This is a genomic window from Arthrospira sp. PCC 8006 (genome assembly GCF_046480465.1).
Taxonomy (GTDB): Bacteria; Cyanobacteriota; Cyanobacteriia; order Cyanobacteriales; family Microcoleaceae; genus Limnospira; species Limnospira platensis.
Map to the genome: position 1 here is coordinate 17,087 of NZ_PKGG01000019.1, position 25,760 is coordinate 42,846.

Annotated in this window: 27 protein-coding genes and 1 riboswitch; of the genes, 16 read left to right on the forward strand and 11 right to left on the reverse strand. The window is 44.4% G+C overall.

Translation table 11 applies throughout. From position 1 onward, the window contains the following. Positions 1–278: 278 nt before the first annotated feature. The 5 genes from B9T16_RS05290 to B9T16_RS05310 form a co-directional block, all read right to left on the reverse strand. Positions 279–1,034 (reverse strand): ABC transporter ATP-binding protein, encoded by a 756-nt coding sequence (locus tag B9T16_RS05290; RefSeq protein WP_006623077.1) that lies wholly within the window; start codon positions 1,032–1,034, stop codon positions 279–281. A 255-nt stretch (positions 1,035–1,289) separates the two neighbouring features. Further along, a complete protein-coding gene (locus B9T16_RS05295; protein ID WP_410244249.1) occupies positions 1,290–2,264 on the reverse strand; it encodes an NAD-dependent epimerase/dehydratase family protein in 975 nt (324 codons plus the stop codon). A gap of 166 nt (positions 2,265–2,430) precedes the next feature. Beyond that, a complete protein-coding gene (hemE, locus tag B9T16_RS05300) occupies positions 2,431–3,495 on the reverse strand; it encodes a uroporphyrinogen decarboxylase (protein ID WP_410244250.1) in 1,065 nt (354 codons plus the stop codon). A gap of 234 nt (positions 3,496–3,729) precedes the next feature. Beyond that, positions 3,730–4,272 carry a GUN4 domain-containing protein gene (locus B9T16_RS05305; RefSeq protein WP_410244251.1) on the reverse strand — a complete coding sequence of 181 codons (543 nt, stop codon included), beginning with the start codon at positions 4,270–4,272 and terminating at the stop codon, positions 3,730–3,732. A gap of 7 nt (positions 4,273–4,279) precedes the next feature. Then, positions 4,280–5,446 carry an IscS subfamily cysteine desulfurase gene (locus tag B9T16_RS05310; protein ID WP_006619733.1) on the reverse strand — a complete coding sequence of 389 codons (1,167 nt, stop codon included), beginning with the start codon at positions 5,444–5,446 and terminating at the stop codon, positions 4,280–4,282. A 524-nt stretch (positions 5,447–5,970) separates the two neighbouring features. Here B9T16_RS05310 and B9T16_RS05315 point away from each other — a divergent pair. Continuing rightward, positions 5,971–6,210, forward strand: a complete 240-nt coding sequence (locus tag B9T16_RS05315; protein WP_006619734.1) for a NifU family protein — start codon at positions 5,971–5,973, stop codon at positions 6,208–6,210. A gap of 127 nt (positions 6,211–6,337) precedes the next feature. On the opposite strand, the gene B9T16_RS05320 is transcribed toward B9T16_RS05315, so the two are convergent. Beyond that, positions 6,338–6,466, reverse strand: a complete 129-nt coding sequence (locus B9T16_RS05320) for a hypothetical protein (RefSeq protein WP_286131400.1) — start codon at positions 6,464–6,466, stop codon at positions 6,338–6,340. Positions 6,467–6,512: 46 nt separating this feature from the next. On the opposite strand from B9T16_RS05320, the gene B9T16_RS05325 reads away from it, so the two are divergent. The 6 genes from B9T16_RS05325 to B9T16_RS05350 all read left to right on the forward strand — a co-directional run bounded on the left by B9T16_RS05325 (position 6,513) and on the right by B9T16_RS05350 (position 12,942). Further along, positions 6,513–8,399, forward strand: a complete 1,887-nt coding sequence (locus tag B9T16_RS05325; RefSeq protein WP_410244252.1) for a response regulator — start codon at positions 6,513–6,515, stop codon at positions 8,397–8,399. Positions 8,400–8,499: 100 nt separating this feature from the next. After that, positions 8,500–10,467, forward strand: a complete 1,968-nt coding sequence (locus tag B9T16_RS05330; RefSeq protein ID WP_410244253.1) for a PAS domain S-box protein — start codon at positions 8,500–8,502, stop codon at positions 10,465–10,467. A gap of 46 nt (positions 10,468–10,513) precedes the next feature. Next, complete coding sequence (locus tag B9T16_RS05335; RefSeq protein ID WP_006619737.1) at positions 10,514–10,891, forward strand: response regulator; 378 nt, start codon at positions 10,514–10,516, stop codon at positions 10,889–10,891. Between the two features lie 203 nt (positions 10,892–11,094). Then, positions 11,095–12,285: a GGDEF domain-containing protein gene (locus B9T16_RS05340; protein ID WP_006619738.1), complete on the forward strand. Its 1,191-nt coding sequence runs from the start codon at positions 11,095–11,097 to the stop codon at positions 12,283–12,285. An 81-nt stretch (positions 12,286–12,366) separates the two neighbouring features. Continuing rightward, a complete protein-coding gene (locus B9T16_RS05345) occupies positions 12,367–12,549 on the forward strand; it encodes a hypothetical protein (protein ID WP_014274343.1) in 183 nt (60 codons plus the stop codon). An 18-nt stretch (positions 12,550–12,567) separates the two neighbouring features. After that, the gene (locus tag B9T16_RS05350; protein WP_006619739.1) at positions 12,568–12,942 is read left to right on the forward strand and encodes a hypothetical protein; all 375 of its coding nucleotides are present in this window, start codon (positions 12,568–12,570) and stop codon (positions 12,940–12,942) included. A gap of 164 nt (positions 12,943–13,106) precedes the next feature. Here the strand turns inward: B9T16_RS05350 and B9T16_RS05355 are convergent, their stop codons facing one another. From B9T16_RS05355 to B9T16_RS05370, 4 genes are all read right to left on the reverse strand, one after another. Continuing rightward, entirely contained in the window at positions 13,107–14,174 is a 1,068-nt protein-coding gene (locus B9T16_RS05355) for a hypothetical protein (protein WP_014274345.1), read from the reverse strand. A gap of 192 nt (positions 14,175–14,366) precedes the next feature. After that, complete coding sequence (locus tag B9T16_RS05360; protein ID WP_014274346.1) at positions 14,367–14,864, reverse strand: hypothetical protein; 498 nt, start codon at positions 14,862–14,864, stop codon at positions 14,367–14,369. A 54-nt stretch (positions 14,865–14,918) separates the two neighbouring features. Further along, positions 14,919–15,749 (reverse strand): ParA family protein, encoded by an 831-nt coding sequence (locus B9T16_RS05365; RefSeq protein ID WP_014274347.1) that lies wholly within the window; start codon positions 15,747–15,749, stop codon positions 14,919–14,921. A gap of 20 nt (positions 15,750–15,769) precedes the next feature. After that, positions 15,770–16,246 carry a hypothetical protein gene (locus tag B9T16_RS05370; protein WP_006619740.1) on the reverse strand — a complete coding sequence of 159 codons (477 nt, stop codon included), beginning with the start codon at positions 16,244–16,246 and terminating at the stop codon, positions 15,770–15,772. A gap of 173 nt (positions 16,247–16,419) precedes the next feature. Beyond that, a riboswitch (cobalamin riboswitch) is annotated at positions 16,420–16,565 on the forward strand. 339 nt (positions 16,566–16,904) lie between these two features. Here B9T16_RS05370 and B9T16_RS05375 point away from each other — a divergent pair. From B9T16_RS05375 to B9T16_RS05410, 8 genes are all read left to right on the forward strand, one after another. Then, positions 16,905–18,224: a hypothetical protein gene (locus B9T16_RS05375; protein WP_410244254.1), complete on the forward strand. Its 1,320-nt coding sequence runs from the start codon at positions 16,905–16,907 to the stop codon at positions 18,222–18,224. Then, positions 18,225–19,187 carry a 5-methyltetrahydropteroyltriglutamate--homocysteine S-methyltransferase gene (gene metE, locus B9T16_RS05380; protein ID WP_410244255.1) on the forward strand — a complete coding sequence of 321 codons (963 nt, stop codon included), beginning with the start codon at positions 18,225–18,227 and terminating at the stop codon, positions 19,185–19,187. Positions 19,188–19,249: 62 nt separating this feature from the next. Then, complete coding sequence (locus B9T16_RS05385) at positions 19,250–19,768, forward strand: hypothetical protein (protein ID WP_006619742.1); 519 nt, start codon at positions 19,250–19,252, stop codon at positions 19,766–19,768. Between the two features lie 27 nt (positions 19,769–19,795). Then, the gene (locus tag B9T16_RS05390; protein ID WP_006619743.1) at positions 19,796–20,902 is read left to right on the forward strand and encodes a fatty acid desaturase; all 1,107 of its coding nucleotides are present in this window, start codon (positions 19,796–19,798) and stop codon (positions 20,900–20,902) included. Between the two features lie 111 nt (positions 20,903–21,013). Then, positions 21,014–21,199 (forward strand): hypothetical protein, encoded by a 186-nt coding sequence (locus tag B9T16_RS05395; protein ID WP_006619744.1) that lies wholly within the window; start codon positions 21,014–21,016, stop codon positions 21,197–21,199. Positions 21,200–21,209: 10 nt separating this feature from the next. Further along, on the forward strand, positions 21,210–21,758 hold the full coding sequence (locus B9T16_RS05400) for a c-type cytochrome (RefSeq protein ID WP_006619745.1): 549 nt from the start codon (positions 21,210–21,212) through the stop codon (positions 21,756–21,758). 56 nt (positions 21,759–21,814) lie between these two features. Beyond that, positions 21,815–22,813: a methyltransferase domain-containing protein gene (locus B9T16_RS05405; RefSeq protein WP_410244256.1), complete on the forward strand. Its 999-nt coding sequence runs from the start codon at positions 21,815–21,817 to the stop codon at positions 22,811–22,813. Positions 22,814–22,977: 164 nt separating this feature from the next. Next, positions 22,978–23,481 carry a DsrE family protein gene (locus B9T16_RS05410; RefSeq protein WP_006619747.1) on the forward strand — a complete coding sequence of 168 codons (504 nt, stop codon included), beginning with the start codon at positions 22,978–22,980 and terminating at the stop codon, positions 23,479–23,481. Positions 23,482–23,568: 87 nt separating this feature from the next. On the opposite strand, the gene thrS is transcribed toward B9T16_RS05410, so the two are convergent. Next, positions 23,569–25,437, reverse strand: coding sequence for a threonine--tRNA ligase (gene thrS / locus B9T16_RS05415; RefSeq protein ID WP_410244257.1), 1,869 nt, complete (start codon positions 25,435–25,437; stop codon positions 23,569–23,571). Positions 25,438–25,619: 182 nt separating this feature from the next. On the opposite strand from thrS, the gene B9T16_RS05420 reads away from it, so the two are divergent. Then, on the forward strand, positions 25,620–25,760 hold a 141-nt coding region (locus tag B9T16_RS05420; RefSeq protein WP_410244259.1), incomplete at its 3' end, for a MerR family DNA-binding transcriptional regulator.

Below are 25,760 nucleotides of genomic sequence, written 5' to 3' on the forward strand. Positions count from 1 at the left end.
ACTGTGGCTCCTATATGCTTATTAGGCAGAAAGTACCAATAGAGATCCATATCGAGCCGTCCATAATTTACCACGATTCCTAAGACAATCTACATGATTTGACCAAATTTTCCGCACTCCCACCCGTAAATCCTTCTACCCAAACCAGGGAAGAGGTTGCGGAGTTCTACGCCTGGTGCTGCTGAGGGTCTGGCTGTTGGGTACAAGAAACTACAGATATATTGATTGATTTTTGTATATCCTGATTTGCAGGTAGCCGAATGGGTCGCCCTTTTTGGTTAAATGGCATGATGCAAATCTTCGGGTTTCAGGTGGGAATGAATCACCTGACCATCTTTAAACCAAACTACCCTTTTGGTTTGGCGAGCTACATCGGGTTCGTGAGTTACCATAACTACAGTCATGCCACTATTATTCATTTCGGTGAAAATATCCATGACTTCCTGGGTGGTTTTGGAGTCTAAAGCTCCTGTGGGTTCGTCTGCTAGTAATAATACTGGACGGTTGACAATGGCGCGGGCGATCGCCACCCTTTGCTGTTGTCCCCCAGATAGTTGGTTGGGTTTGTTGTGCATACGATTTTCCAAACCTACCCGAATTAAGGCTTCTGTGGCTCGTTCTCGCCTTTCCTTGGCGGAAATTCCGGCATAGAGCATTGGTAACATGACATTATCGAGGGCTGTCATTTGTGCCAGAAGGTGGAATTGCTGAAACACAAAACCAATTTTTAGGTTCCGAATTTTGGCTAGTTCCCCTTCATTCATTTGGGCGACACCTACCCCGTCTAGTTGGTAGGAACCTGAACTCGGACGGTCTAAACAGCCGATAATGTTCATGGCTGTCGATTTTCCTGAACCGGACGCTCCCATAATTGAGCAGTATTCTCCTGGTTCTACGGTCAGACTCACACCGTTTAAGGCTTTAACTTCTATGTCTCCCATTCCATAAACTTTGCTCACTCCTTCTAAATGCACGATCGCTTTTGGTGACTCATTTTGAGATTTATTGCCAATCTCTCTCGGAAAGGTTTTCATAATCTTTGCTGCTTATATTAAGTTTTGTAACAAAATTATCGCCCCCGCCGATGGGGGGATGGGAGGGGGTTGCCGGTTTGAGCAATTTGTGGTATTATTAGATAATGGGAATATATTCATTTTTTTTATTTAAGTCAATATTCCAATTATTTAAATTGCCACTTTCATCCTATCAATTTTCCCCCATTCTGTCAACCCCCTGAGCGCGGCGCGAGACGAGTTGAATAAAAAATCAACAACAGATAAATCAGCCGACTAGGGAGAGGGTGAGGGTGAGGGAGAAGTGGGTGCAAACTCTGCGAGGATATGGGTTAGGGTAGGAAAGCGGGTAATTTCCCCGAAGGTAGCGGGACTAACAGGGTTTTGGTAAGTAAAATGGCGGTAATTCAAACAAAAGCGGTCCCATTCAGCCATTTGTACGCGAAATACAATGATGAAAAAATTAGCCAACCACAAAGACAGAGAAATGGAGAAATAGATAGATTTGTGATAGTAGGCACAAGTTTCAGCGATCGCCTGATTTAATGTCAAGGGTGGGTTTCCTAAAACCAGCCATTCTGGTTGCTGAGACTGTGGGGGATGATTAACTAAATATTCGACAACTTTAGCAATATCGGCGGCGTGGACAAAATGAAAACTCGCATCAGCCTTAAACCAGCGAATCAGATTAATCCAGCCTACCACCTGTGGGAGACCAGAGGAAAGATGGGAATAGGGTTTATCTGTATCTCCCCCTAACACGAGGGTAGGGAAGAGAACCCGCAAGGGGGGAAAATCAGGATAGTTTTGGGAAATCTGCTGCAAACAATGATATTTTGAACTAATATAATCGGTGCCAATTTCTCCAGCTTCGGGGATGAGTTGATTTTGGCGGTTAAGGACACTGGCGGTGGAGAAATAAATGACTTGCTGACAGCGTTGATTATCGAGGGATTTGAGTAACTGGTGGGTACTGGTTATATTAACATCAAATACTTCGGGTTTTCCGCCCCATGAGGTGGCTGCCAAAATAGCGATATCAATGGTTTTTAATAAGTCGGAAAATTTATCAATCTCTCGCAAATCACCAGCCAAGATGTGAATATCGGGTCGTTTTTTATAATTAAACCCTAGCTTGTCTGGATTACGAACCAAAAAGTACAGTTCATAATTAGTGTGATTAATTAAACTTTCGGCGATATAGTGACCAATGCAGCCACTAGCACCAGTGATGAAAACTTTTTGGGTCATAACAAGAGGCAGTGGTAGAAGAGGAGAGGCAGGGGGGAAATTAATGATTTCGACAGTGGAAAAACCCCCTTTGCCCTGTGTAATTGACTGTTCTACAACCGGCTTTTAACTGATACCGCCAACGGTATAGGAAACCAATTTTCTGAGAGTCAATGAGATGTGGCAGTTAAACATGAGTTGCCAATAGTTTATCTGCTTGTTTGGCAGTTTCAAAGAAATAGGCAACATTTTCCTCTGGGGTCTTTTGTAAAACCCCATGACCTAGGTTGAGAATATGACCTTGGTTTCCGGCTTTGCGGATAGTTTCCAAAATGCGATCGCGGATGGTGTCTTTAGATCCAAATAAAACACAAGGATCAATATTTCCTTGTACTCCCAAATGGTGACCGATACGATTTCTAGCTTCGGCCATATCCACAGTCCAGTCAACGCTGATCATATCAACTCCAGACTTACCCATTCTTTCTAAAATTCCGGCACTGCCGTTAATATAGAGAATCAGAGGGGTATCAGGATGTTTAGCCTTGACCTGTTTAACGACTTGCTGTTGATAGGGTAAAGCAAAAGTTTCATAGTCCTGGGGGCTTAATTGACCAGCCCAAGAATCAAACATTTGTACAACCTGAGCCCCGGAGTCAATCTGGTAACAGGCGTAAGTGGCGATCGCAGAAGCTAGTTTACCCAAAAATTGGTGTAGCATGGCGGGTTCACTAAATGCCATACTTTTGATAATGGTGTAATCCTTAGAGCTTTTGCCTTCGATGGCATAAGCTGCCAGAGTCCAAGGTGCGCCTACAAATCCTAACACAGCAGCTTTGTTGCCGACTTCGTGGCGCAGAGTTTGGAGAATTTCCCGAATAAATGGCAGGGAGGCTTCTGGTTCGATAGGATGTAGTTGATCAATTTGAGACTGAGTGCGGATAGGCGGATCAATGATCGGACCTTTGCTTTCCACGATGTCGAAATCAATGCCTATACCGGGTAAGGGAGTGAGGATGTCTGAAAATAGGATCACTCCGTCTGGCGCAAAGGCGCGGAAGGGTTGTAGGGAAATTTCCACGGCGATATCTGTTTTTTCAGAGCGATCGCGGAAGGATGGATATTGTTCCCGCAGATCGCGATAGGCTTTCATATAGCGACCCGCCTGCCGCATCATCCACACGGGGGGACGGTCTAAGGCTTCACCACGCGCAGCGCGCAACAGATAGGGGGTTTGGGTCGAGTCGGTCATGGGTAATTAATGTTACTTACTAAGTCAAGGAATAATTGATTGAGCCATCTAGTAGCTTACCATTATGCGATCGTCTGGGGATATATCTGCTGTGAGGAGTTAGCCCAAGTTGAGTAAAGAATTGTAAAATTTGGCTCGGATGGGCTACCACTAGGGTTTGTGGTTGTGGCTGTGTTTTTTTGATGTTGACTCACCTGGTGCTACTCCTGACTGGGACTGAGTTAGGGGGACTGGTCAAATTTTGGTTTCTAATACGGGAGGAGAAGGGGGAGAAATTTGGCATTTTTGCAGACGGGAAAATATGGCTAGGTTCAATTGTTCATGACAAAGGATAGCTGAGGAGTTGGGGGACTGACTATCCCGGCAAATGTTGGATTTTTTGATGAATGAATTAACAGAGGCAAAAGTTAGGGGGTTATCTGGGTCTAAATGCTGAAATTTTTGCCAGATTTGATGTTGTCTAGTTAAACTAAATTCCCCTTGGCTGGCTTGGTACCAGGTTTGGTCAATTTGGCTTAATTCTTGACAGGGAAACTTGGCGATATCTTTGGGGGTGAGTTCCTGATTTTTTTTGCCCATAATTAACAACATCATTCGATAGGTCTGACGTTCGGCTTTTTGCCAAGCACCAAAGCTGATTAAATTCCCTAGGCGATCGTAGTCTGGGGGGAGGGTGGCTATCTGAGAAGTTCTGGGAGTTTTGAGCATACCCATCCCTAAAGATAGGATACCACAAATCAGGGTAAAAATAATCATTAAATATTCGGGTTTTGCCATGAATTAGTTACCTAGTATATTGAACTCTTCTTAACACTTTAATGGTGGCGATCGCCTCTTGTGCTACTTGGTCAATTTCGGCTTCTGTATTAAACCGAGATAAGCCAAATCTCAGGGAAGCATAAGCTAGATTTTCGGGGACTCCCAAGGCTTTTAAAACGTGGGAAGGTTCAATGCGGGTGGATGTACAAGCGGAACCTGATGATACTGCCATTGTTGGCTGTAATGCTAATAGTAATGCTTGACCATCTACCCCGGCAATACTGACATTTAGGTTTCCAGGTAAGCGTTGGGTGGGATGACCATTGAGACGGATATCGTCAAGGGTTGACAGTTGATTCCAAAGGCGATCGCGTAATTTTGTCAACCGTTGGGCTTCGCTTGCCATTTCGCTTAAAGCTAATTTTACCGCCGCCCCAAATCCGACAATTTGAGGGGTGTAAAGGGTTCCTGAACGGATCCCCCTTTCTTGTCCGCCGCCGTGAATTTGGGGGGCGATTTTGACGCGGGGTTGGCGACGACGCACATATAGACAACCGATGCCTTTAGGTCCATAGACTTTGTGAGCAGTTAAGGACATTAAATCAATCTTCATTTCCTCAACATCTAGTGGTATTTTCCCCAAGGCTTGCGCTGCGTCTGTATGAAATAATATGTGGCGATCGTGACACATTTTACCGATTTTAGCTAGGGGTTGCAATACCCCAATTTCGTTGTTAGCAGCCATCACTGAAACTAGAATTGTATCGGGTCTAAAAGCCTCTTCTAGTTCGGTTAAATCAATTAAGCCATCGGGTTGAACGCTGAGTAAAGTTACATCAAATCCTAAGCCTTGTAAGTAATCGTAGGGGTCGAGGACTGCATGGTGTTCTGTGGCGACAGTAATTAGATGACGACCCTGGCTAAAATAGGCTTCTGCTACTCCTTTAATGGCTAAATTATTGGCTTCGGTTGCACCGCTGGTAAAAATTATTTCGGTGGGAGTAGCATTAATGGCATCGGCGATAATTTGTCGCGCTTGTTTGACGGCGGCTTCGGTTTCCCAACCATAGAGATGATTCACACTGGCGGGGTTGCCAAAATGTTCGGTAAAGTAGGGAATCATTACTTCTAAAACGCGCTTATCTACCGGGGTAGTAGCATGACAATCAAGATAAATAGGACGTGCAGACATGGGTGATAACTTTGATTAATACTTGAGACTATTTAGAGTGAGTAGATAGCCATAGGTTAGGTGGCAAAAGGGGGAATCATGGGGAATAATATATTGATGAAATCCCCCAGGGGTCTATCTTTAAATGAATAATCAGAATAAAAGGCTGTGGGTATGGTAGCCCAAAAATAAGATCTAGGGTATGTATACACAGAATTGATATCCATAGCGCCGAGATTATTATAATTTAAAATCGGTAATTTTCATAAAATTATGGTAAATTTACGGTCAATAGATTATAATAGATAATATATGTGTTTTGATAGTTGCCAGATTTCATGACAGAATCAACAACAGATGCTGGCGAGTTATTTCGCCAAGCCTAGGAATACCGCTATACTGAGGATCGTAACTTTCCCGGCTATAGTGCTGATATCGAACTCAAGGGGGGAGATTTGGGTTGAGATTGAGGAAGTAGCCGAACTAGCTAAAATGGGGGTAAGATCATAATTGTTCAATACATCGCACAACAGATCCGATAAATCATGACTACTTTAGCATTGACTCCAGAAAATGTGGAAACCGTCCTGGACGAACTACGTCCCTATTTGATGGCTGACGGTGGAAACGTGGAAATTGTAGAACTTGACGGTCCTATTGTCCGGCTACGGCTACAAGGAGCCTGCGGTTCCTGTCCCAGTTCAACGATGACGCTGAAAATGGGGATTGAACGCCGCCTGCGGGAAAAAATCCCGGAAATTGCGGAAGTTGAATCAGTTATCTAATCACTGTCACTTGTAGTTTCAGGTTATGGGGGTTCTCATCAGTAGCGGTGGTGGAACCCCCTAATTAGCCAGAGGCTGAAGGTTAATTGTCCAGAGGCAGTTTTTTGGGCAGGATTTACCCTATAATTTATTGTTGAGGAACGATAAAAAGTAAATGGGGATCGGGGAGTTTCTCAGGAAAAGGGGTAATTTCCTTGGCTGTTTCTTCAGAAAGAGAGTTGAGTTTTGCTCTCGGAGTTGGGGGATAAACAGACATTTCCTAAATACATCTGTCCTCAACAATTCCAAGTTTAAGTGCATCAATGCGTATTCTTCTGGTTGAGGACGATTTACACCTAGCAGATGCTCTGGTCGCCATGCTGACGAGCCAGAAATATCAGGTAGATGTCGTCAATGATGGACAGCAGGGATGGGAATATATCCAAAGCAGCAGTTATGATCTGGTTTTACTGGATATAGAATTACCATTGCTGGATGGTATTAGTTTATGTCACCAATTACGATCGCATAATTTCCAAGTTCCGATACTGCTATTAACGGCGCGCAATAATCAACAGGACAAAGTTAAAGGCTTAGACGCGGGAGCCGATGACTACATGGTTAAACCCCTAGATATTGCGGAATTATCGGCTCGTATCCGTGCTTTGCTGCGTCGTAGTAGCGAGGGGACATCATCAGTATTCACCTATGAAAAAATGGTGCTGGATACTAGCACCTGCGATGTTACTTATAACGGAAAACCGATTAAAGTAACCCCGAAAGAATATGGGTTACTGGAACTGTTAATGGGGGACCGTCAACGGACTTACAGCATTGATAAAATCCTAGATAAGTTGTGGACTTTTGATGATCCGCCTTCTGCTAATACGGTCCGGGCTCATATTAAGGGATTACGGCAAAAACTAAAAGCGGCTGGTGCTGGTGCTGAGTTTATCGAAACTGTCTATGGGTTAGGATATCGGCTGAATCAGAATTTGGAGAAACTCCATTCAGCTACCGCTACGGCTAACTCAGAACCGGATAGCGATCGCCAATTCCAACTGAATCAATCGATCCAAAAAGTTTGGGAAAGATTTAGAGAGACCCTAGACGATCGGATAATTACGATTGAAAAAGCGATCGCCGCCGCCAATGACGGACAGATCAATCTGCAAATGCAAAAACAGGCGCGCCAGGAAGCCCACAAACTAGCCGGATCACTGGGAACCTTCGGACGGAGGGAAGGGTCAACGGTGGCTCGTGAGATCGAGCTGATCCTGCAACTGGACACCCCCCTAATTAGTGAACACCTACCATCTCTATCAATTCTGATTGATCGCCTACATCAAATTGTCGAAACCGATCGCCCCAATAATTGTACATCTGACCAACAGCAAATCGATTCTCCCCGGCTACTAATCATTGACACCAACGAGCCATTTATCCAAAATCTAATTATAGAAGCGAGTCGTCATCAGATCCAAGCCGAAATTATCACGGAAGAGGCGACCATACGGCAAATATGCGATCGCACCCCCAGCGGTAGGGAAGAAAATATGCTTCAACTCCTCCCGAATCCCCAAGTAGTCCTACTCAACTTTGATCGCTATCCTTTCCGTCAGCTATTAGTTGACCTAACCCAACAAAATCCCCCCATACCTACGGTAGTATTCACCACCCAAGGAGATATCAGTAAGCGAGTGGAAGTGGTGCGCCTGGGTGGTAGTGCCTTTTTAGAAAAACCCGTTACGATAGAAAGAGCGATCGCTGTAATCAGGGACGTTTTTCGTCAGCATTATGCCATCAATACCCGGGTAATGATAGTCGATGATGACCCCCAAATGTTAGCAGCAATCCAAACCTTACTGCAACCTTGGGGTATTCAAACCATAACCCTAGGAGATCCTCGGCAATTTTGGAAAACTCTGGAATCAAGCCGCCCTGACTTGTTAGTTTTAGATATAGAAATGCCGCATCTCAATGGCATTGAATTATGCCAAATTGTCCGCAATGATCCTCGCTGGCGAGGAATTCCAGTTATTTTTGTCACCGCCCAAACCGATCGCCAAATTCGCGAGCAAGTTTTTCAAGCCGGAGCCGATGATTATTTAACCAAACCTTTCACCGGATCGGAACTTGCTACTCGCATTGTTAATAGACTCAAAAGAACTCAGAACCTAGCCACCAGAAACGATTTTGCCTATCACTAAAACCGCTAGATATTCTAGCTATTGTATGACCTAATTCTACATAAAATAAATTCATTTTATTTCATCTCATTTATATGCTCCATGAGGTTTTTAAAATCCAATGGCGAGAAAAAAAACTCCGAAAAAAACGAAACTCATCCAGTCACTCAAAGCAGCCAATCGACAACTGAAGCAAGAAATTGCCGATCGCCTGCGGGTTGAGGAAGCATTACGAGCCAGTTCCGAACTATTGCAAACGCTAATTAATGCTATTCCGGATCTGGTTTGTTTTAAGGATAGCCAAGGGAGATGGCTAGAGGCAAATCAAGCAGTTTTAGACCTGTTGCAATTAAATAAGATTGATTATCGTGGTAAAACTGATGCCGAAATTTTTGATATAATTAAACACGTGAATGCTTTATCTTGTTATCAAAAAATACTTTTAGATTCTCAGTGTAAAGACGAAAAAGCTTGGCAGCTTCAGAAAGTCTATCAAGAAGAAGAAAAAATTCGTCAAAATGATGGCATTCTGAGAATTTATGATGTGATGAAAGTGCCACTTTTTACAGCCACGGGAGTCCGGAAAGGGTTAGTAATTTTGGGTCGAGATATTACCGCAAAAAAACAGGCAGAAACGGATTATATTCGTTTAGCATCCATGGTAGAATCTTCGGAAGATGCGATTATTGGGAATACCTTAGATGGTATAATTTTGAGTTGGAATGAAGGAGCCAAACAAATCTATGGTTATAGTGCTGCGGAAGCCATTGGCTCTCCGATTTCGATGTTGGCTTTACCAGAACGACCTAATGAAATGCCTCGCATCTTAACTAGCATTACGGCGCAAGGCGGTATTGATCATTATGAAACTATCCATGTCCGCCAAGATGGTGCAAATATTGATGTTTCTCTAACGATTTCCCCTATTAAAGATGCTTTAGGTCAAATTACAGGCATTTCGATGATTGCCAGGGATATTAGTTATCGTAAAAGAATTGAGTGTACCCTAGAGCAACTTCGCCACCAAAATGAGTTAATTCTTGATTCGGCGGGGGAAGGAATTTGTGGTCTTAACCAAGATGGTAAAATCACGTTTATTAATCCGGCTGGGGCGCGGATGACTGGATATGATATCAGAGAACTAATTATGAGCGATTTACGGCGGATTACTAAGGGCCACTTTCGTTCCCAGATCCCAGGGGAACCACACCCAGAGAGCCTCCAGCCATCGCCAATTTTTGCTACCCTAGAAGATGGGAAGGTTCGCTATGTTACAGATGGGGTCTTCTGGCGCAAGGACGGGACAATTTTACCTGTGGAGTATGTCAGTACGCCCATGCGACAGGAAGGGGCGATCATTGGGGCTGTGATCACGTTTAAGGATATTACGGAAAGGCAGGCGATGGAAAAGATGAAGGATGAGTTTATTTCTGTCGTTAGCCATGAATTGCGTACTCCCCTGACTTCTATTCGTGGTTCTTTGGGGCTATTATCTAGCGGCTTATTAGCCTCTAGTCCGCAAAAAAGCGAACGGATGTTAGATATCGCTATGTTTAATTGCGATCGCCTCATGCGTTTAGTTAACGATATCCTTGACCTGGAGAGAATGCACTCGGGTCAGCTTCCCATGGAGAAACATTGGGTCAATGTGGCGGATTTGATGATACAAGCTGCTGATGAAATGTTACCCGTGGCGGAGAAAGCCGGGGTTGATCTCTGTGTGGTTCCTCTGGAATTTAAAGTGATGGTTGATCGTGATCGGATTATTCAAATGCTCACCAATTTGTTGAGTAATTCCATTCGCTTTTCTGGGGCTAACAAGCGGATTGATTTTACCGCCAAACCACAGGAAAATCATGTTTTGATTTCCGTGCGCGATCGCGGTCGTGGTATTCCACCAGATAAAATTGAGACTATCTTTGGTCGTTTTCAACAGGTGGATGCGTCGGACTCTCGACAAAATGGGGGGACTGGATTGGGACTGGCTATCTGTCGCAGCATTGTCCAACAGCATGGCGGTAAAATTTGGGCGGAAAGTATTTTTGGCGATGGAAGTACATTTTTTGTCAGCCTACCCATTAACCTCTAAATTGATGCGAAGCGGCATCAGAATCAGAAATAGTAAAGGAAAACAGATGACAACTAAGCGAATTCTATTAATTGATGATGAAGATGACATCCGAGAAATTGCTCAACTGAGTTTGGAGATGATCGGTGGATGGAGTGTAATTACTGCCTGTTGTGGTATGGAAGGCATAGAAACTGCGGAAAGCGAACAGCCGGATGCAATTATGCTTGATGTGATGATGCCGGATTTAGATGGTTTTGCTACTTTTCAAAAACTACAAGCGAACCAGCAAACGAAAGATATTCCTGTGATTTTACTGACGGCGAAAATTCAAGATCGCGATCGCCAAAAGTTTGATAGTCTGGGTGTCAGTGGTGTAATTGCTAAACCCTTTGAACCTCTGTCTTTGGCTGAAGAGGTTGCCCAAATTCTGGGCTGGGCTTAACCCAAGTTCTATCTGAGCTAGTCTAACTTAATCTGGTACGGGCAAAAATTTTTTGCCCCCACCATATTTTCACCACCATATTAACTTACTGGAAATTTTATATGAGTGATAGTACAATAGTAATTGTGGTTCAATAACGCTATCATATCATTGATGAACCCAGCGATATTAATCACCAAAATTGAATAGTTTCATTACCATCAATGCACTTACAAACCCTGATTTTGACTACCGCGTTGAACTTTACAGCTAACGGTGTATTCTTAATGGCTTTTTTTAAGGTTAGGAATCACGATTTTCTCAAATGGATGGCTTATGGATGCTTTTCATTCGCTTTGGGATGTCTGTTATTGTTTTTGAGGTTTAGCTATGGAGTTAATGTATATACACTGCCATTATCTAATATATTTCTAGCCTTAATGCCCATTTTGCTAACCCATTCTATTTTCATTTTTTTAGACAAATCTATCAATCGTAAAATCCACAAATTATATATAATTATTGCGCTCAGTGTACTGGTTTTTAGCCTGATTTTTCTCATCTCGATTATGCACCATAAGTGGATACCTGGAATATACACATCAGCCCTAAATGCAATTTTTTACCTGATACCAGGATTAATTGTCCTCCGAGAACCGGTGCGTAGAAATACAATTATTAGGATCATGCTTTGGCTTGATCTGATGCTGTTTATAGTTCTGATTGCCAGAACATTAATCCTCCTAAATTTCTGGCTTTCTCCGAGTACCGATGATACAATAAGCAACTTTCACATGATGGGTTTACTGCTGTTTATGACCATCCCCTGCGTCAATGCCCAGACCCTCTGCTTTCCGGTACTCGACTTCATGGAAACCTATAGGGAGCTACTGGTAGCCAACAAAAAACTTGAGCAGTTATCAACCATTGACGAATTGACCGGGCTATTAAATCGCCGCTTTTTAAATTCTAGGCTAGAACAAGAGATAGCTTACCACCAGCAAATGGGCTTCCCACTCTCTATAATGTTGATAGACATAGACCATTTTAAAAAAATCAATGATCAGTTCGGACATTTAGCTGGTGATTATGTCCTCCAAAAAGTCGCGAAACTCACAAATCAATTGTTGAGAGTCAATGATTTAGCATTCCGATATGGTGGGGAAGAATTTATGGTTTTGTTACCCAGAAGCGAAATTTTACAAGCCCTAGACATGGCAGAGCGTCTGCGGGTGAGTATTTCCCAACTGTACTTTAACCATCCTGATATCCCATCTGATTTTCAGATAACGGCTTCTTTTGGTCTCTCAGAATTGACCAAAGATTTGCGATGCTTAGATGATTTATTGAAACAAGCAGACCTCGCACTCTATCAAGCGAAGTCTCAAGGTCGCAACCAAGTTTGTATGGGATAACCAGACTTTTATTTTACCCGGTTGGGATTAAAATCCAAGGCGTTGAGGTTGGCTGATAGTTATGAGTTGGCAGGCGGGTGATTGGTTGCACCGGGGAGGATATCGAGGCGATCGCTCATTTATGAAACCTTCGACCTCATTGGTCAAGTCATGGGAGTACCCGATCGCACTACCGGATTAAAAGACTATAATTTAAGGGCGAAAGCCATTGACAAGTTAATTGGATTGTCATACCCTAAACAAAGGGCAATTGTGATCAGATAATATTAAGGTTTACGCGCCATGAAGTTCGGATCAAATTTGCTAGAGAAAGCTGCCTACCTGAGCAGTGTCCTTATCGCCTCCAGCTTGATGCTAATGGAGCCAGGTCAAGCACAATCGAGCCGAAACTATCGGGGCCGTTGCAGTTTTTATGGTCAGAACCAACCCCAAGCGCAGTCAACTGGTTGCTCCATTGAACAAAGTTCTCGGAGAATTGTGATCCGTTGGGATGATGGTTATACCACAAACCTAGAGTACGACTCGAATTCCCGTCAATGGCGATCGATACCCTCACAGTCGAGAAGTACGGTTCGCTTTTATTCAGAAACAGGGGATGTAGCTCAAGTGGAAATTCATGGAGGCCCTGGCCAGGGATTGATTGTGATTAGTCGTTAATCAGCTTGTGCGACACTAGAGCAAACATTCTGAATTATCCGCCCCCAAAACCATGATCATATTTATAGCCTGAGTGTTGTTAATAGCAACCCTAAGTCGCTAATTATCAGTCAAAAGCACAGATTTATCATCGCTGCTTAATATATGGTTTGATTACTGACCAATTAAGAACTTTGTCCCGCACGCCGAGCCAGAGATAAAACGCGAGGGCGCGCCCTACCTGTCAGTTTAAAGTTTAACCCATAACGGAAGATTTCCGGCATATAATAATCATCTTTTTCCTGAATGACTACGCCATTATCTAATAAGGTTTTAATTTCCTCAGTCGATAACTGAGCAGCTTCGCGGCTAAAAGGAATTTTGCGGTTAGCGTCTGCCAATTTCTGTAATTTCGCAAAAATCTTTTTTAAGGCAGTATTTTCGATCTGAATTTCTTTTATTTTCTCCTTGCTACAGTCACGTAAAGCATCCCGAATTGCTTTAGGAATAAGGATTCGATACTGCCACCGAGTATCATTCATAGATTTATCAGCGGCTATCTTTAAAAATCTGACCAAATCTCGCGATTGAATTTGACCGTTGAAATCAGAAAGAGCAGCCAGGACAAATTGCACAGAACGAGCTTCTTTAGATTTTTCACTACCCAATTTTTTACCCCACAGTGGGACTAAAGTATCGGTGATTTCCTCCTCGCTCATATCTGGCAGTTTGTCAAGATTAATGTTAAAATCTGGAAGGGCTTTTTTGGTAACCCAAACCACTAATCTAAGTGCTTCTTGCCGATTCCATTTTAAGGCATAAGGCTGATAACGAGCCATCATCTGAGCGGCATTTTGACGCACCGCCGCCAAGACAATATCTCGCCGGACAAAAATAATTATTCCCAAAGGACGACCGGGCTGTTGCGCCAACCATTCCGGTACTTCTTGCAGTAAAGCGCGTAGAGCTTTTTGTTGATTTTCATCATTATCAAAGTTTTGAAATAAGTCTTCTAGCCCATCAATGACGACAATAAGCTGCTGTTTTTTTTCAAATAAATGGTCGGTTAATTTTCGACCCGCCCCGGCTTCCTCCGGTTTAAATCCCACCCCCCAAGCTATGACATCTAGCCAACATTCCCGCCACTGACCTTCATGGAGGTTTCCCGTCTGATTTTGTCTTATATAATCCCGAATATCGTTAGAGAATTTAGGATGAGAAAACATTAATATTTTGGCAGTTTCTCTTTGCACATTTTCGACTATTATTTTGGCAGTATTCTCTAAATTGTTTGATGATAATATGGGAGCTATCAAGGCATTATTTGTGACTGTTTACCCAGTTTCCTGGACAAATTTTTCCCAATTTTGACGGCGAACAATTTGCATAAATGTATAAGTTTTTCCTGAACCTTTAGCGCCCACTACGACTGTAATAGGGAGTTGTCATCGATGGTCTGAAGCCAATTGCTTTAAAGGAATCGTTGCCAAAAAATTATCGATTTGTGCTGTCTCAGCATAAACCAATTTTTCCGCCAATTCTTTAATCTGTTGTCGTTGAGATTTTAAACTTAAACTAGGAAGACTTTCTGGGATTGATGCACCACTTGGACTAGGCAACCAATCTAGCAGTGGACTAACTGCATCTACAATACCCGATCGCTCTAGCTTACTCATCACCTCTTCCCAAGTAGGAGGTAAAACCAGCAAACTATCAGCAAAGGGGGTAATTACTCTGAGAATATCCCCATTGTCTTCGATAAATGTTTTGGCGGCTTCCAGCAATTGTTGTTCAGGTTCAATCACCCAATCGGTGAATTTTTTATCTTCAGGAACTTGGCTGAAAATTAAGGCGGGGAATGGGTCTTCTTCTCTGGTGGAAGGCGATCGCTCTCCAATCAGTTCTAAAACTCTCGCCGTTCCGGCGCTCGATTGTCCGCTCAAGGTAGTAACAAATATCCGATAAACTCGCGGATCTAAAATTAAACCTGTCGCTAATTATGAGAGTCCAGCCCGCAAGTCTACCAAGACCACATCGACTCCCAGATATTTCCCGAGACGGGCTAAGATATCGGTCAAGATAAAAGCATTTTGAGAACCTTGGATCAGATGTTCTGGTCGAATTTCTAAAGAGGTAAATCCTGAAGTAGAGCGAAATGATGGCAGAATAAATATCCCATCAATTAAGGCATTTTGTAGGCGATCGCTCACTAATTGAATGGCGGTTTCATAATGGGGAGATTCATCACCATGAACCAATGCTAACAAGTCCGCAAAAGAAACGGGAGGATAGGGCAATCTTCGCTCAAATAACCAACTAATTCCCGGAGGTTCTAAGTCCCCATCAACTAACAGAACCGTTTGTTTTTTAGCAGTTAAAGCCTTGGCTAAGGCGATCGCATGAGTAGTCCTTCCCACTCCACCTTTAAAAGAATGAAACGCCACCACTGGGGGAAAATCTGATGGCATAATAGCCGGAGGTTCGACATTCTCACTAGGAGGAAAAAGCACTCCAGGTCTGGATAAACTCGGAGTCAGTCTAGGAGTTGGGGGGTCTTCCTCGGTTTCTTCCCACCAAATCGGCAAAATCCGTTGATTTTCATCAACACTCTCTAAGATAATATAATTATTTCGGAAGCGAGGGTCGTAGATTTCACTCAGCCAATTTTGGGCTTCTGCTTGAGTTCCCGGACGAATTCCCATGGTTAACCCGTCCCAGTAGGTTCGCGCCCAAACCAACCCGTTTGGCCATTTATTTTGCTTTTTTTTCCGCAGCAAAACTTCTTCTACATCAACCCAAGTATAAAGACGAATATCTGAGGGAATCATCGGTTTATGTTCTCCTTAATTCATTGGCTAATACTGTTTAACCACTCAACTAAAACTTTTTCATCTTCAGGCTTAATATTAATACCATATCGCCAAGCTTGATGAGCTTTTTCTATGTTTAAAGTTGAACCACCTTGGGCTAGATGAAAATTGGGAGTTTGGCTAATTATGCTGGCGGAAATTTTCAGTTCCTTGACCCATCTATCTAGGTTATGACCAGATTCATATAAGAGGGTTGGATCGGGAATCAGTGCTGTGGTTCGCAACTGGTTTCGTTTGAGCAAAATGCTCTTTAGCCCACATTCAACCGCATAGAATAGGAGTAAATAAGCCGAAATCTGTTTAATTTGTTCAGCCGATTGAAAATGAGTATGAAAGGCTTGCCGTAAGTCGCTCACCCCGACCTGAATTTTTTGAGAACCCTGCATTTTGACTATCTTTGTTTTCAGAGGGGATAAGTAGGCGATCGCCTTTGGTTCTTTGGCTATAGCGATCACGACTGTATTTGAGAATTTTAGCTCTCGTGCCGTGGCTCTCCCATGGACTTTGGGCGGCTTGGCCGCTTGGTGAAACCCTAAGCCCTAGAAACCGGGTTGCTGACATCTATCGTTGTTCCCCCAGTTTACAGTAACTTTTCCATGATTTCGTCAAATCTCCGCTTCGTGTGTTATCATGCTTAAATATTGTCGGTTCTGATGGGGACCAGCCATCAGACGTAAGGGGGAAAGTCCGGCGTAAATCCGGCGCTGTCCCGCAGCTGTGAGGAGAGACACAACTCTCGAAGTCAGAATGCCCGCCGAACTGTCTCCTCTGGAGATGCACCAAAAACTGTTATTTTTCGTCTGCGAGGTACGGATGATGGTTCGTTTAGCTTTTTCACAATTAATATTGCCTTCATTTTTTAGGACGACTCCCCTGGCGTTGCATGGGTAGCGCCCTGATTTGAAATTGCCATTTTGAGAAAACTAGCCTTATGTAGACATTGACTGGCAGAGGGTCACTCGTCCAAAGCGTGACTCTAATCAGTCTGGTCTGAGTATTGCTCAACTCAATTTGGCAGATATTCTGCTGCGCTCAATTGTTCACTCCGCTGGTTTGTCGCGGGGATGGACTAGATTTCTGTGACTATTTTCACCATAAGGACAAGGGCAATTTATGACCTCGGAAATTTATACACAAACCCGTCTGGAAACCGCGACTCTCGGCTATCCTCGTATTGGTAAAAGTCGCGAGTTAAAAAAGGCATTAGAAGCCTTTTGGCGGGGTAAATCGGACGCAGAAACCCTCATCCAGACTCGGAATGAAGTTGAGTTCAAAAACTGGGAAACTCAACTTCATGCCGGTATCGATCGCATTGGTATTGGCGACATGAGCCTCTACGATCACGTTTTAGACTGGAGTATCCGCTTAGGCATCATTCCCGAACGGTTTGCATCCTTTAGCGGACTTGACCGTTATTTTGCCATGGCGCGGGGTTTTGATGGCATTCGAGCCCTAGAAATGACTAAATGGTTCGATACCAACTATCACTACCTCGTCCCAGAAATTCCCGAAACATTGCAGCCAGCCGACTTTAGCGATTTTCTAGAAACTGTGCATCGCGCTCAAACCTTATTGGACAATCGCGCTGTTCCCATTGTTTTGGGTCCGGTGACTTTGCTGCGGCTGAGTCGTTTGGAGATGAATCAAGACCAAGCGGGAAAACAACTAGGCGATCGCTATCTCCTGCTTCTCCAAGAACTCCAAAAAATGGGTGTCGCTGAAGTCCAAATCCATGAACCCGCTTTAGTATTGGGAGATGCTGCCAACTTTAAACAACTCTATCAATCAACTTATCAATCTCTCAGCCAAGTAGGCTTACCCATTCACCTGGTCACCTACTTTGATGACTTGGGAGACAATTACCCCTGGGTGATGGAATTACCCGTCGCTGGCATTAGTTTAGACTTCACCCGTGGGCGTAACCTAGAGTTACTGCAACAGTATGGTTTCCCCGACGATAAAGAGTTGGGGGCGGGAATTGTCGATGCCCGCAATGTATGGAAAATTCGCCCCGACTCCGTTTTGTCAACCCTGGAAGCCATTTCCCGTGTCACCCCTAACCTGCGGATTCAGCCGTCTGCTTCCCTGCAATTTGTGCCATACGATGCCCAGCGAGAAACCAAACTCCCCGAACCCTTGCGGTCCGTTTTGAGCTTTGCTGAACAGAAGTTATTAGAAATCACACTGCTGGCTGATTGGGCCGATCGCTCCTATGGAACCCAAGAACCTGACAAGTATCTGGAAGTCATCCGCAGCCAATGGCAAACCTTCCAGGAATTTAGCCCAGTTAATCAGGGGGTAAAAGAACGCCTGCAAAATCTGACCTCCCAGGATTTAGAGCGGACTTTGCCTTATGAACAACGTCAAGAACGCCAGCCCGTTTTGCCCCCATTCCCCACCACCACCATCGGGTCTTTCCCCCAAACCTCCTAAGTGCGGCAACTGCGGGTGAAACTGAAACGGGGTGACATTACCCAAGCCGAATATGAAGCGGCGATCGATGCCGAAATTGCCAAGTGCATCCAATTCCAAGAAGAAGCCGGACTCGATGTATTGGTACATGGCGAATTTGAGCGCACCGATATGGTGGAATTTTTCGGTGTGCAGTTATCTGGCTTTGCCTTTAGCGAACATGGTTGGGTGCAAAGTTACGGCAGCCGTTGCGTGCGTCCCCCGATTATTTATGGAGATGTCGCCCGCACCGGACCCATGACAGTTCGAGAGTTTAAGGTAGCCAAATCCCTGACCGATAAAATTGTCAAAGGGATGCTAACCGGTCCGGTCACCATGATTAACTGGTCATTTACCCGCACCGATATTCCGCGCAGTGAACAAGCCATGCAGATTGCCTTAGCCTTGCGCGATGAAGTCGCTGACTTAGAAGCGGCTGGGGCGAAGATGGTGCAAATTGATGAACCTGCCTTGCGGGAAGGACTCCCCCTCAAGCCAGAACGTTGGGATGAGTATCTATCCTGGGCGGTGGATGCTTTCCGTTTATCTGCGGCTATTGCCAAACCCCAAACCCAAATCCATACCCATATGTGTTACTCGGAATTTGGGGATATTATTGAGCATATTGAGCGGTTGGATGCGGATGTATTGTCCATTGAAAATAGCCGCAGCAATAACGAAACCCTGTTTGAAATTACTGATGCGGGCTACAAACATCAAGTGGGGAACGGCGTTTATGATGTCCACAGCCCAGCGGTTCCCAGCACTCAAGAGATGGTGCAACAGTTAAAAACCGGGGTGGCTAATTTGCCCGTTCAACAGATTTGGGTTAACCCTGATTGTGGCTTGAAAACACGGGGTTGGGAAGAGGTGATTCCTTCCCTGAAAAATATGGTGGAGGCGGCAAAAATCCTGCGCCAAGAAGCTAATCTGACTGAGAAATAATTGATGCCTAAATCCCCCGTTTTCACAACGGGGGAATCTGTGCCAACCTCCTGATATTTCTTATGAATGAAACAGATAGCGCCAAGAATCAGCCGCCAAATCCGCCGATGAATTGGCAGCAAGATTTTATTGCTACGAATCTATTGGCTCTAGGCTATAACGCCTGGGTAGGGTATCTCAATGGTGAACGGGGTGCGGTGATTTGTAGCACCAGTACGTCAACAGTAGGAATTGCGGGGGAGGTTTTTAAGGTTCACTATGTACCCAGATCGCGTCTCGCCCCTTTTCTAAATGCGTGGCTGGCTGCCCCTGACACGGTGATTCTGCGACACCACTTTATGAATGCTCACATTTTGGAAGCTGTGGATACTTACAGCCCAGAAACCGAGTTAGTGTTTCTGTTGGAGTCATTAAATCAGGTGACATTCTTATACCTAAAAAATTTGCCGATTACCCCCCCGAAGTGCTACGAGCAAATCTGCAAACACTGGGAAGAATTTCAGCCCGACGTTTTTCCATTAAATCAGAAAATTGTCCAACCCGGCGGGGGGCGATCGCCCAGGGTCTCGGAACCAGAATAAACTCATCCCCACCTATAGACAAAAACAATGGATACACTCAAAAAATCAGATTTTGTCTTGACTCCATACATCAAAAGCAGCAACCTGCGCGCTACCTATCAAATTCTCAATACCGTTGTGCCTTATGTTCTTTTATGGATGTTAGCGCCGGGTGCGGCATCTATTTCTTTATGGCTTCTACCCCCGATTATTGCCCTGCTGATTCTCTTCTCCCTGCGCTGTTTTTCTTTGATGCACGATTGCGGACATTATTCTCTTTTTCCGTCAAAAAAGATGAACCGAATTATCGGATTTGGGCTCGGTGTAATCAATGCCATGCCCCAATATGGCTGGTCAAGAGATCATGCTTACCATCACCAAACTAATGGCGACTGGGAGCGCTATCGGGGTGTCGCAGATTTCTTGTCTACTGACGAGTTTGATCAGCTTGATCCGTTAAATCAAAAACTTTATGAAGTCCTACGACATCCATTGATGGCTATTCCGGGCGGTTTTTTTTACCTGGTTATCAAGCCTAGACTTATTTTAATCCTGGGAGTTTACGACTTCGCCCATCATGTATTAACTGATTTGCCCAAAGGTTCGGAGTTTCACTTAGCGCAAACTATATCCGCTCATCAGTCAAAATACTGGCAATCTGCTACTGAGTTTTGGGATCTCTTGTTTAACAATATTTGTGTGGTCGGGGGCTGGGTTTTTCTCAGTCATTTATGGGGCTTTGGGCTGTTTTGGAGTATTTACTCCATTACCCTCAGTTGTTCGGCAACGATTTTTATCTGGATATTTTTTGTACAACATATTTTTGAGGGGTCTTATGCCCATAAAACAGCCGGCTGGGACTATGTTTTGGGAGCTGTTCAGGGGAGTAGTTATTTAGAATTGCCAGCCCTCCTCAGATGGTTTAGCGCCGACATTGGCTATCACAATATTCATCATCTCTCGTCGAGAATTCCTAATTACTATCTCGCCGCTTGTCATCAGGAAAATTGTCATTTGCTCTCGGAGGTGAAGACACTGCATATTAGGGATTTACTAGACTGCTCCAAATTCCTGCTGTGGGATGCACAATCAAACCGCTTGGTTGCGATCGCCTCCTTTCGTCAGACGGCACAGATGAACACTGCTCTAAAATAGCGAAATTCCTCAACCTTGCTCATGACTTTTAATCAATACCTTGATGCCCTTTAACTTGACCATTTTCAATTATATGGCTATCGCCTTGAGTTCAATTTTGGCAGAAATACCATGCTCAAATATTATCTATGTCGCTCCGGAAAAATTCCCACTTCTGTCCATCCTTTTGTTAAACAGGAGGAACTTAGAAAAGCTCAACCCCAGCCTCAACCGGGGGCAATTCAAGTTATCTATCGACTCCGAAATGCTTTTTTAGGAGTTTGGCGATCGCTCTCAAAAAGGAATTCACAACCATAATATCTTCCCCATGACTCAATTAATTCGCTTTATTTGTACCCTCGTAATTGCTGTATTACTGGTTATTTTGGGAGGTTTTTTGATGAAAGTTTATCCCCATTCTTTCACAGATACAACTAACAATCCTGCCATCAATTTAAGCTCAAATACTTCTGGGTCAGCCGTAGACAGGGATTTAGCGATCGCCTATCGTCGCCAATACATGAAAGCATTGTCAGCCCATTATCGTTCTCTCGAAGCGATTTTGGAAAAAAATGCCCCTTTTGCCAATCAAACTCTAACCCACATTAATAGCTTATTATCCCTAGCTGAATATATGCCCGAAGTTTTCCCACCCGGAACCGCTATGACCCACGCAGAAGGCTGGGGAGCCAAGCCATTAATTTGGTCAGAACCCGATAATTTTTCTCGACTGATTGCCAACTTTCAAACCTCACTTGAAACCCTGAAAACTGTGGTTAACAATCAACAAAATCCCATTAATGCGATCGAGTCATTTACACAAGTCAGACAAACGTGCTTAGATTGTCATAGCACTTATCGAGTGCGCCAACCTTAACCCAGAAACCCAGTTTCTTTAGTTCACCCAATCCTAAATTATAACACAATTATACCATGTTCAACCTTTTTTTAATCATCATTAGTCTGCTTTTGTTCGCACTTCTCCTAGGATTAGCACTTTACCTCCTTTCCCCTCGGAAATATCAATCCGCCGATTCTGTTGCCAGCTCCTATGATGATTGGACCAATGACGGCATCCTGGAATTCTACTGGGGGGAACATATCCACCTCGGTCACTATGGCTCACCGCCACAACCCAAAGACTTCCTGAAAGCTAAAGAAGACTTTGTGCATGAAATGGCTCGTTGGGGGGGATTAGACCGCCTACCTCCCGGCACAACAGTTTTAGATGTCGGTTGTGGTATCGGTGGCAGTAGTCGCATTCTAGCGCGAGATTATGGCTTTGCCGTCACAGGCATTACCATCAGCCAAGAGCAAGTCAAACGCGCTCAGGAACTCACTCCAGAAGGTCTTAGCGCTCAGTTTCAGGTGGATGATGCCTTAGCGTTATCTTTCCCCGATGCCAGTTTTGATGTGGTTTGGTCTATTGAAGCCGGACCCCATATGCCCGATAAAGCCCAATATGCGCGAGAGATGATGCGGGTATTAAAACCGGGGGGCATTTTAGTGGTGGCGGACTGGAATCAACGGGACGATCGCCAAAAACCTTTGAACTTCTGGGAAAAACCCGTGATGCGGCAACTCTTAGATCAATGGTCTCATCCCGCTTTCTCTAGTATTGAAGGCTTTGCCGAACTCATAGAGGAGACAGGACTTGTTTCTGGGGAAGTCAGCACCGCCGACTGGAGTGCAGAAACCCTCCCCTCTTGGCTAGACTCCATTTGGCAGGGGATAATCCGTCCACAGGGGATTATTCGCTTTGGGGTGACCGGATTTATTAAATCTTTGCGAGAAGTCCCCACATTCGTGTTAATGCGGTTAGCTTTTGGGGCGGGTTTGTGCCGATTTGGGATGTTTCGGGCTGTTCGCGCTGCTGCACCGGTTGAGGAGATGGCTGTATCGACTCAAACCAGTGAAGCGTTACCAAAATAATCAAGATTTGAAGTTTCTATCCTCAAATGTTAATTAAGGGGAAAAGTCAACACCGTTCTCTTGATTGGAGCCGCCGCCAATTATGCTAAAATCCTGATCAACCCCTAGTGCCAGCATCTGGCTGGCTTCTAGGACTGCTCCCATGGCATTGTTAGGAAGGTTTTATGAGAAAAACGCATCTGGGTTTAGCGATCGCCGCACTTAGCCTTTTAGGAGTGTTGGCAGAGCCGTCGGTCAACCTTTCCCGCACCGCCTCGGCTCAACATCAGACCCAAGTCGGACAATCCCAAACCAGGGGTGATGGGCAAAATATTATTATGCACCTGACTCATGGCACCGATGACCTTCATGCGGCTTTCATGGCTTTGAAATTAGGCACAAACCTCCAAAAACGGGGCGCTCAGGTGACACTGGTTTTGACTTTGGAGGGGGTGAGAATTGCCTCTAGAAATCAACCCTTAGACTTGCGCTGGGGTAGTAGTCCGATGACCTTGGCTCAAATGTATGATGATTTTGTCGCCGCTGGAGGCAAGGTCATGGTTTGTCCTGCTTGTGCCGAAGCCGCCGGAATCACCGCTGCGAATTTGCGGAATGGCGCTCAATTGGCACAAGAGAATCAGGATATTCCTAGTTTGATTTTAGCTGCCGATAAAATTATTGGTTTCTAGTTAGTTTTTGACCTCAACAGGGAATTGGGTTTTCATTTCCAATTCCCTGTTGAGGAAATCTCTCCAATTATCCAACTATTCGTCTAGTTAATAACTTGAGGATTTGGCCGCGTTCGCCTTCAATATTTCCTCAGTCAACTGGGGCAGAGTCATCGTTCCTATATCTCCCCTTGAGCGAGTTCGCACACTCAAAGATTGATTATCTAACTCCCGCTGACCAATCACCACTGTAACCGGGATTTTCTCCAGTTCACAGGCGCGAATTTGTTTCCCTAAACGCTCCCCAGTATTATCGACTTCCGCGCGAATATTCTGCTGTTTTAAACTTTGGACAATGGATTTGGCATAATCTCGAAAGCGATCGCTCACGACTAACACTCGCACCATTACCGGAGCCAACCACAGGGGAAAATCTCCCGCATAATTCTCAATTAAAATCCCAAAAAATCGCTCCAAAGACCCAAAAATTGCCCGGTGAATCATAATCGGACGTTGCCGAGAACCATCCGCCGCCACATATTCCATATTAAATCGTTCCGGCAAATTAAAATCCACTTGAATCGTCGAACATTGCCACAATCGAGCGATCGCATCCTGAATTTTAATATCTATTTTAGGTCCATAAAAAGCCCCGCCACCCTCATCAGTCACATAATCCCAGCCTTTAGTATTCAGAGCAGCAATCAAAGCATCCGTTGCTAATTGCCACACCGCATCATTCCCCACCGATTTACTCGGACGAGTAGAAAGATTCACCTCATATTTGCTAAAGCCAAAATCCGATAAAATCTTTTCCGTCAAATTTAACACCCCTAAAATTTCATCTGCCACCTGTTCGGGCAAACAAAAAATATGGGCATCATCTTGAGTAAACCCCCGCACTCGCATCAATCCATGTAATACCCCAGAGCGTTCATACCGATACACAGTGCCTAACTCTGACCAGCGAATTGGCAACTCTCGATAAGAGTGCAAATGACTTTGATAAGTTAATACATGAAAGGGGCAATTCATCGGCTTTAATTGATAGGATTGGTTCTCAATCTCTATCTGGTCAAACATATTGTCTCGGTAAAAATCATAGTGACCGGAAGTTTTCCACAGTGCTAAATTAGCAATGTGTGGCGTGTATAATAACTCGTAACCCCCTTGCAGATGGGCTTGCCGCCAATAGTCCTCAATTAATAGCCGCATTCTTGAGCCTTTAGGATGCCAAAATACTAAACCGCCTCCGGCATCTTCTTGGATGCTAAATAAATCTAACTCCTGTCCTAACTTGCGGTGGTCGCGTTTTTTGGCTTCTTCTTTCTGCTGCCAATAATATTCTAGTTGTTCTGGAGTTTCCCAAGCCGTGCCATAAATTCGTTGCAGTTGCGGTAGGGTTTCATCTCCGCGCCAATAAGCCCCGGCTACACTTTCTAACGCCAAAGCATCTGGATTAATTTCGCCCGTAGAGTTCAAGTGAGGTCCTGCACATAAATCCCACCAAAATTCCTGGGGGGGAATAACCACGGGTTCCATCAGAGAGGGTTCGACTTCGGGATGAACCGCCCGCCCCATATCTGGGCTACCGATAAAATAGCGAGTAATGGTTTCCGTTTCGGGAATACTATCGAGAATTTCTAACTTTAATGGTTCGTTTAATTGCTGAATTTCTCCCCGCATTTGTTCTCGGTTGACTTCTTCCCTAATTACTGGCAAGTTACCTTTGATGATGCGTTTCATCTCCTTCGTTATTTCCCCCAAGTCTTCCGGGGTGAACGGTTCTTTCCGGTCAAAGTCATAGTAAAACCCGGTGTCGGTGGTGGGACCAATGGCGACTTTGGTTTCGGGAAATAGTTTTTGCACCGCCATTGCTAGGATGTGAGCGCAGGTGTGGCGAATTCGCCGCAGCTTTTCTCGATCGCTTTGGTAATGGTTTTCCTCAGACGTGGGACGGTTGATTTGACTGAGCATACTAACCCCAGAGTGAGAACGATTATCATTTTAATATATCATCTGAGCAATGGGCAAGTATGTGTTAAGGCGATCGCCTCCCAAGGTTTGATCAAATCCTAGAGAGCATGATTTAATCTCAAATTAGGTTAATATTTTAGGGCAATATGGTATAATAAGCGAGAAGAGTTGAGGATAAACCTATTGCCAGATATGTCAAACCCAAGGAAGCAGCCCAAATCCTTGGAGTCCATGAAAGAACACTCCGCAGATGGGACGAAAATGGCTCAATCGAGACCATCAGAACCCCCGCTGGGCAACGACGATACAACGTTGAGTCATAT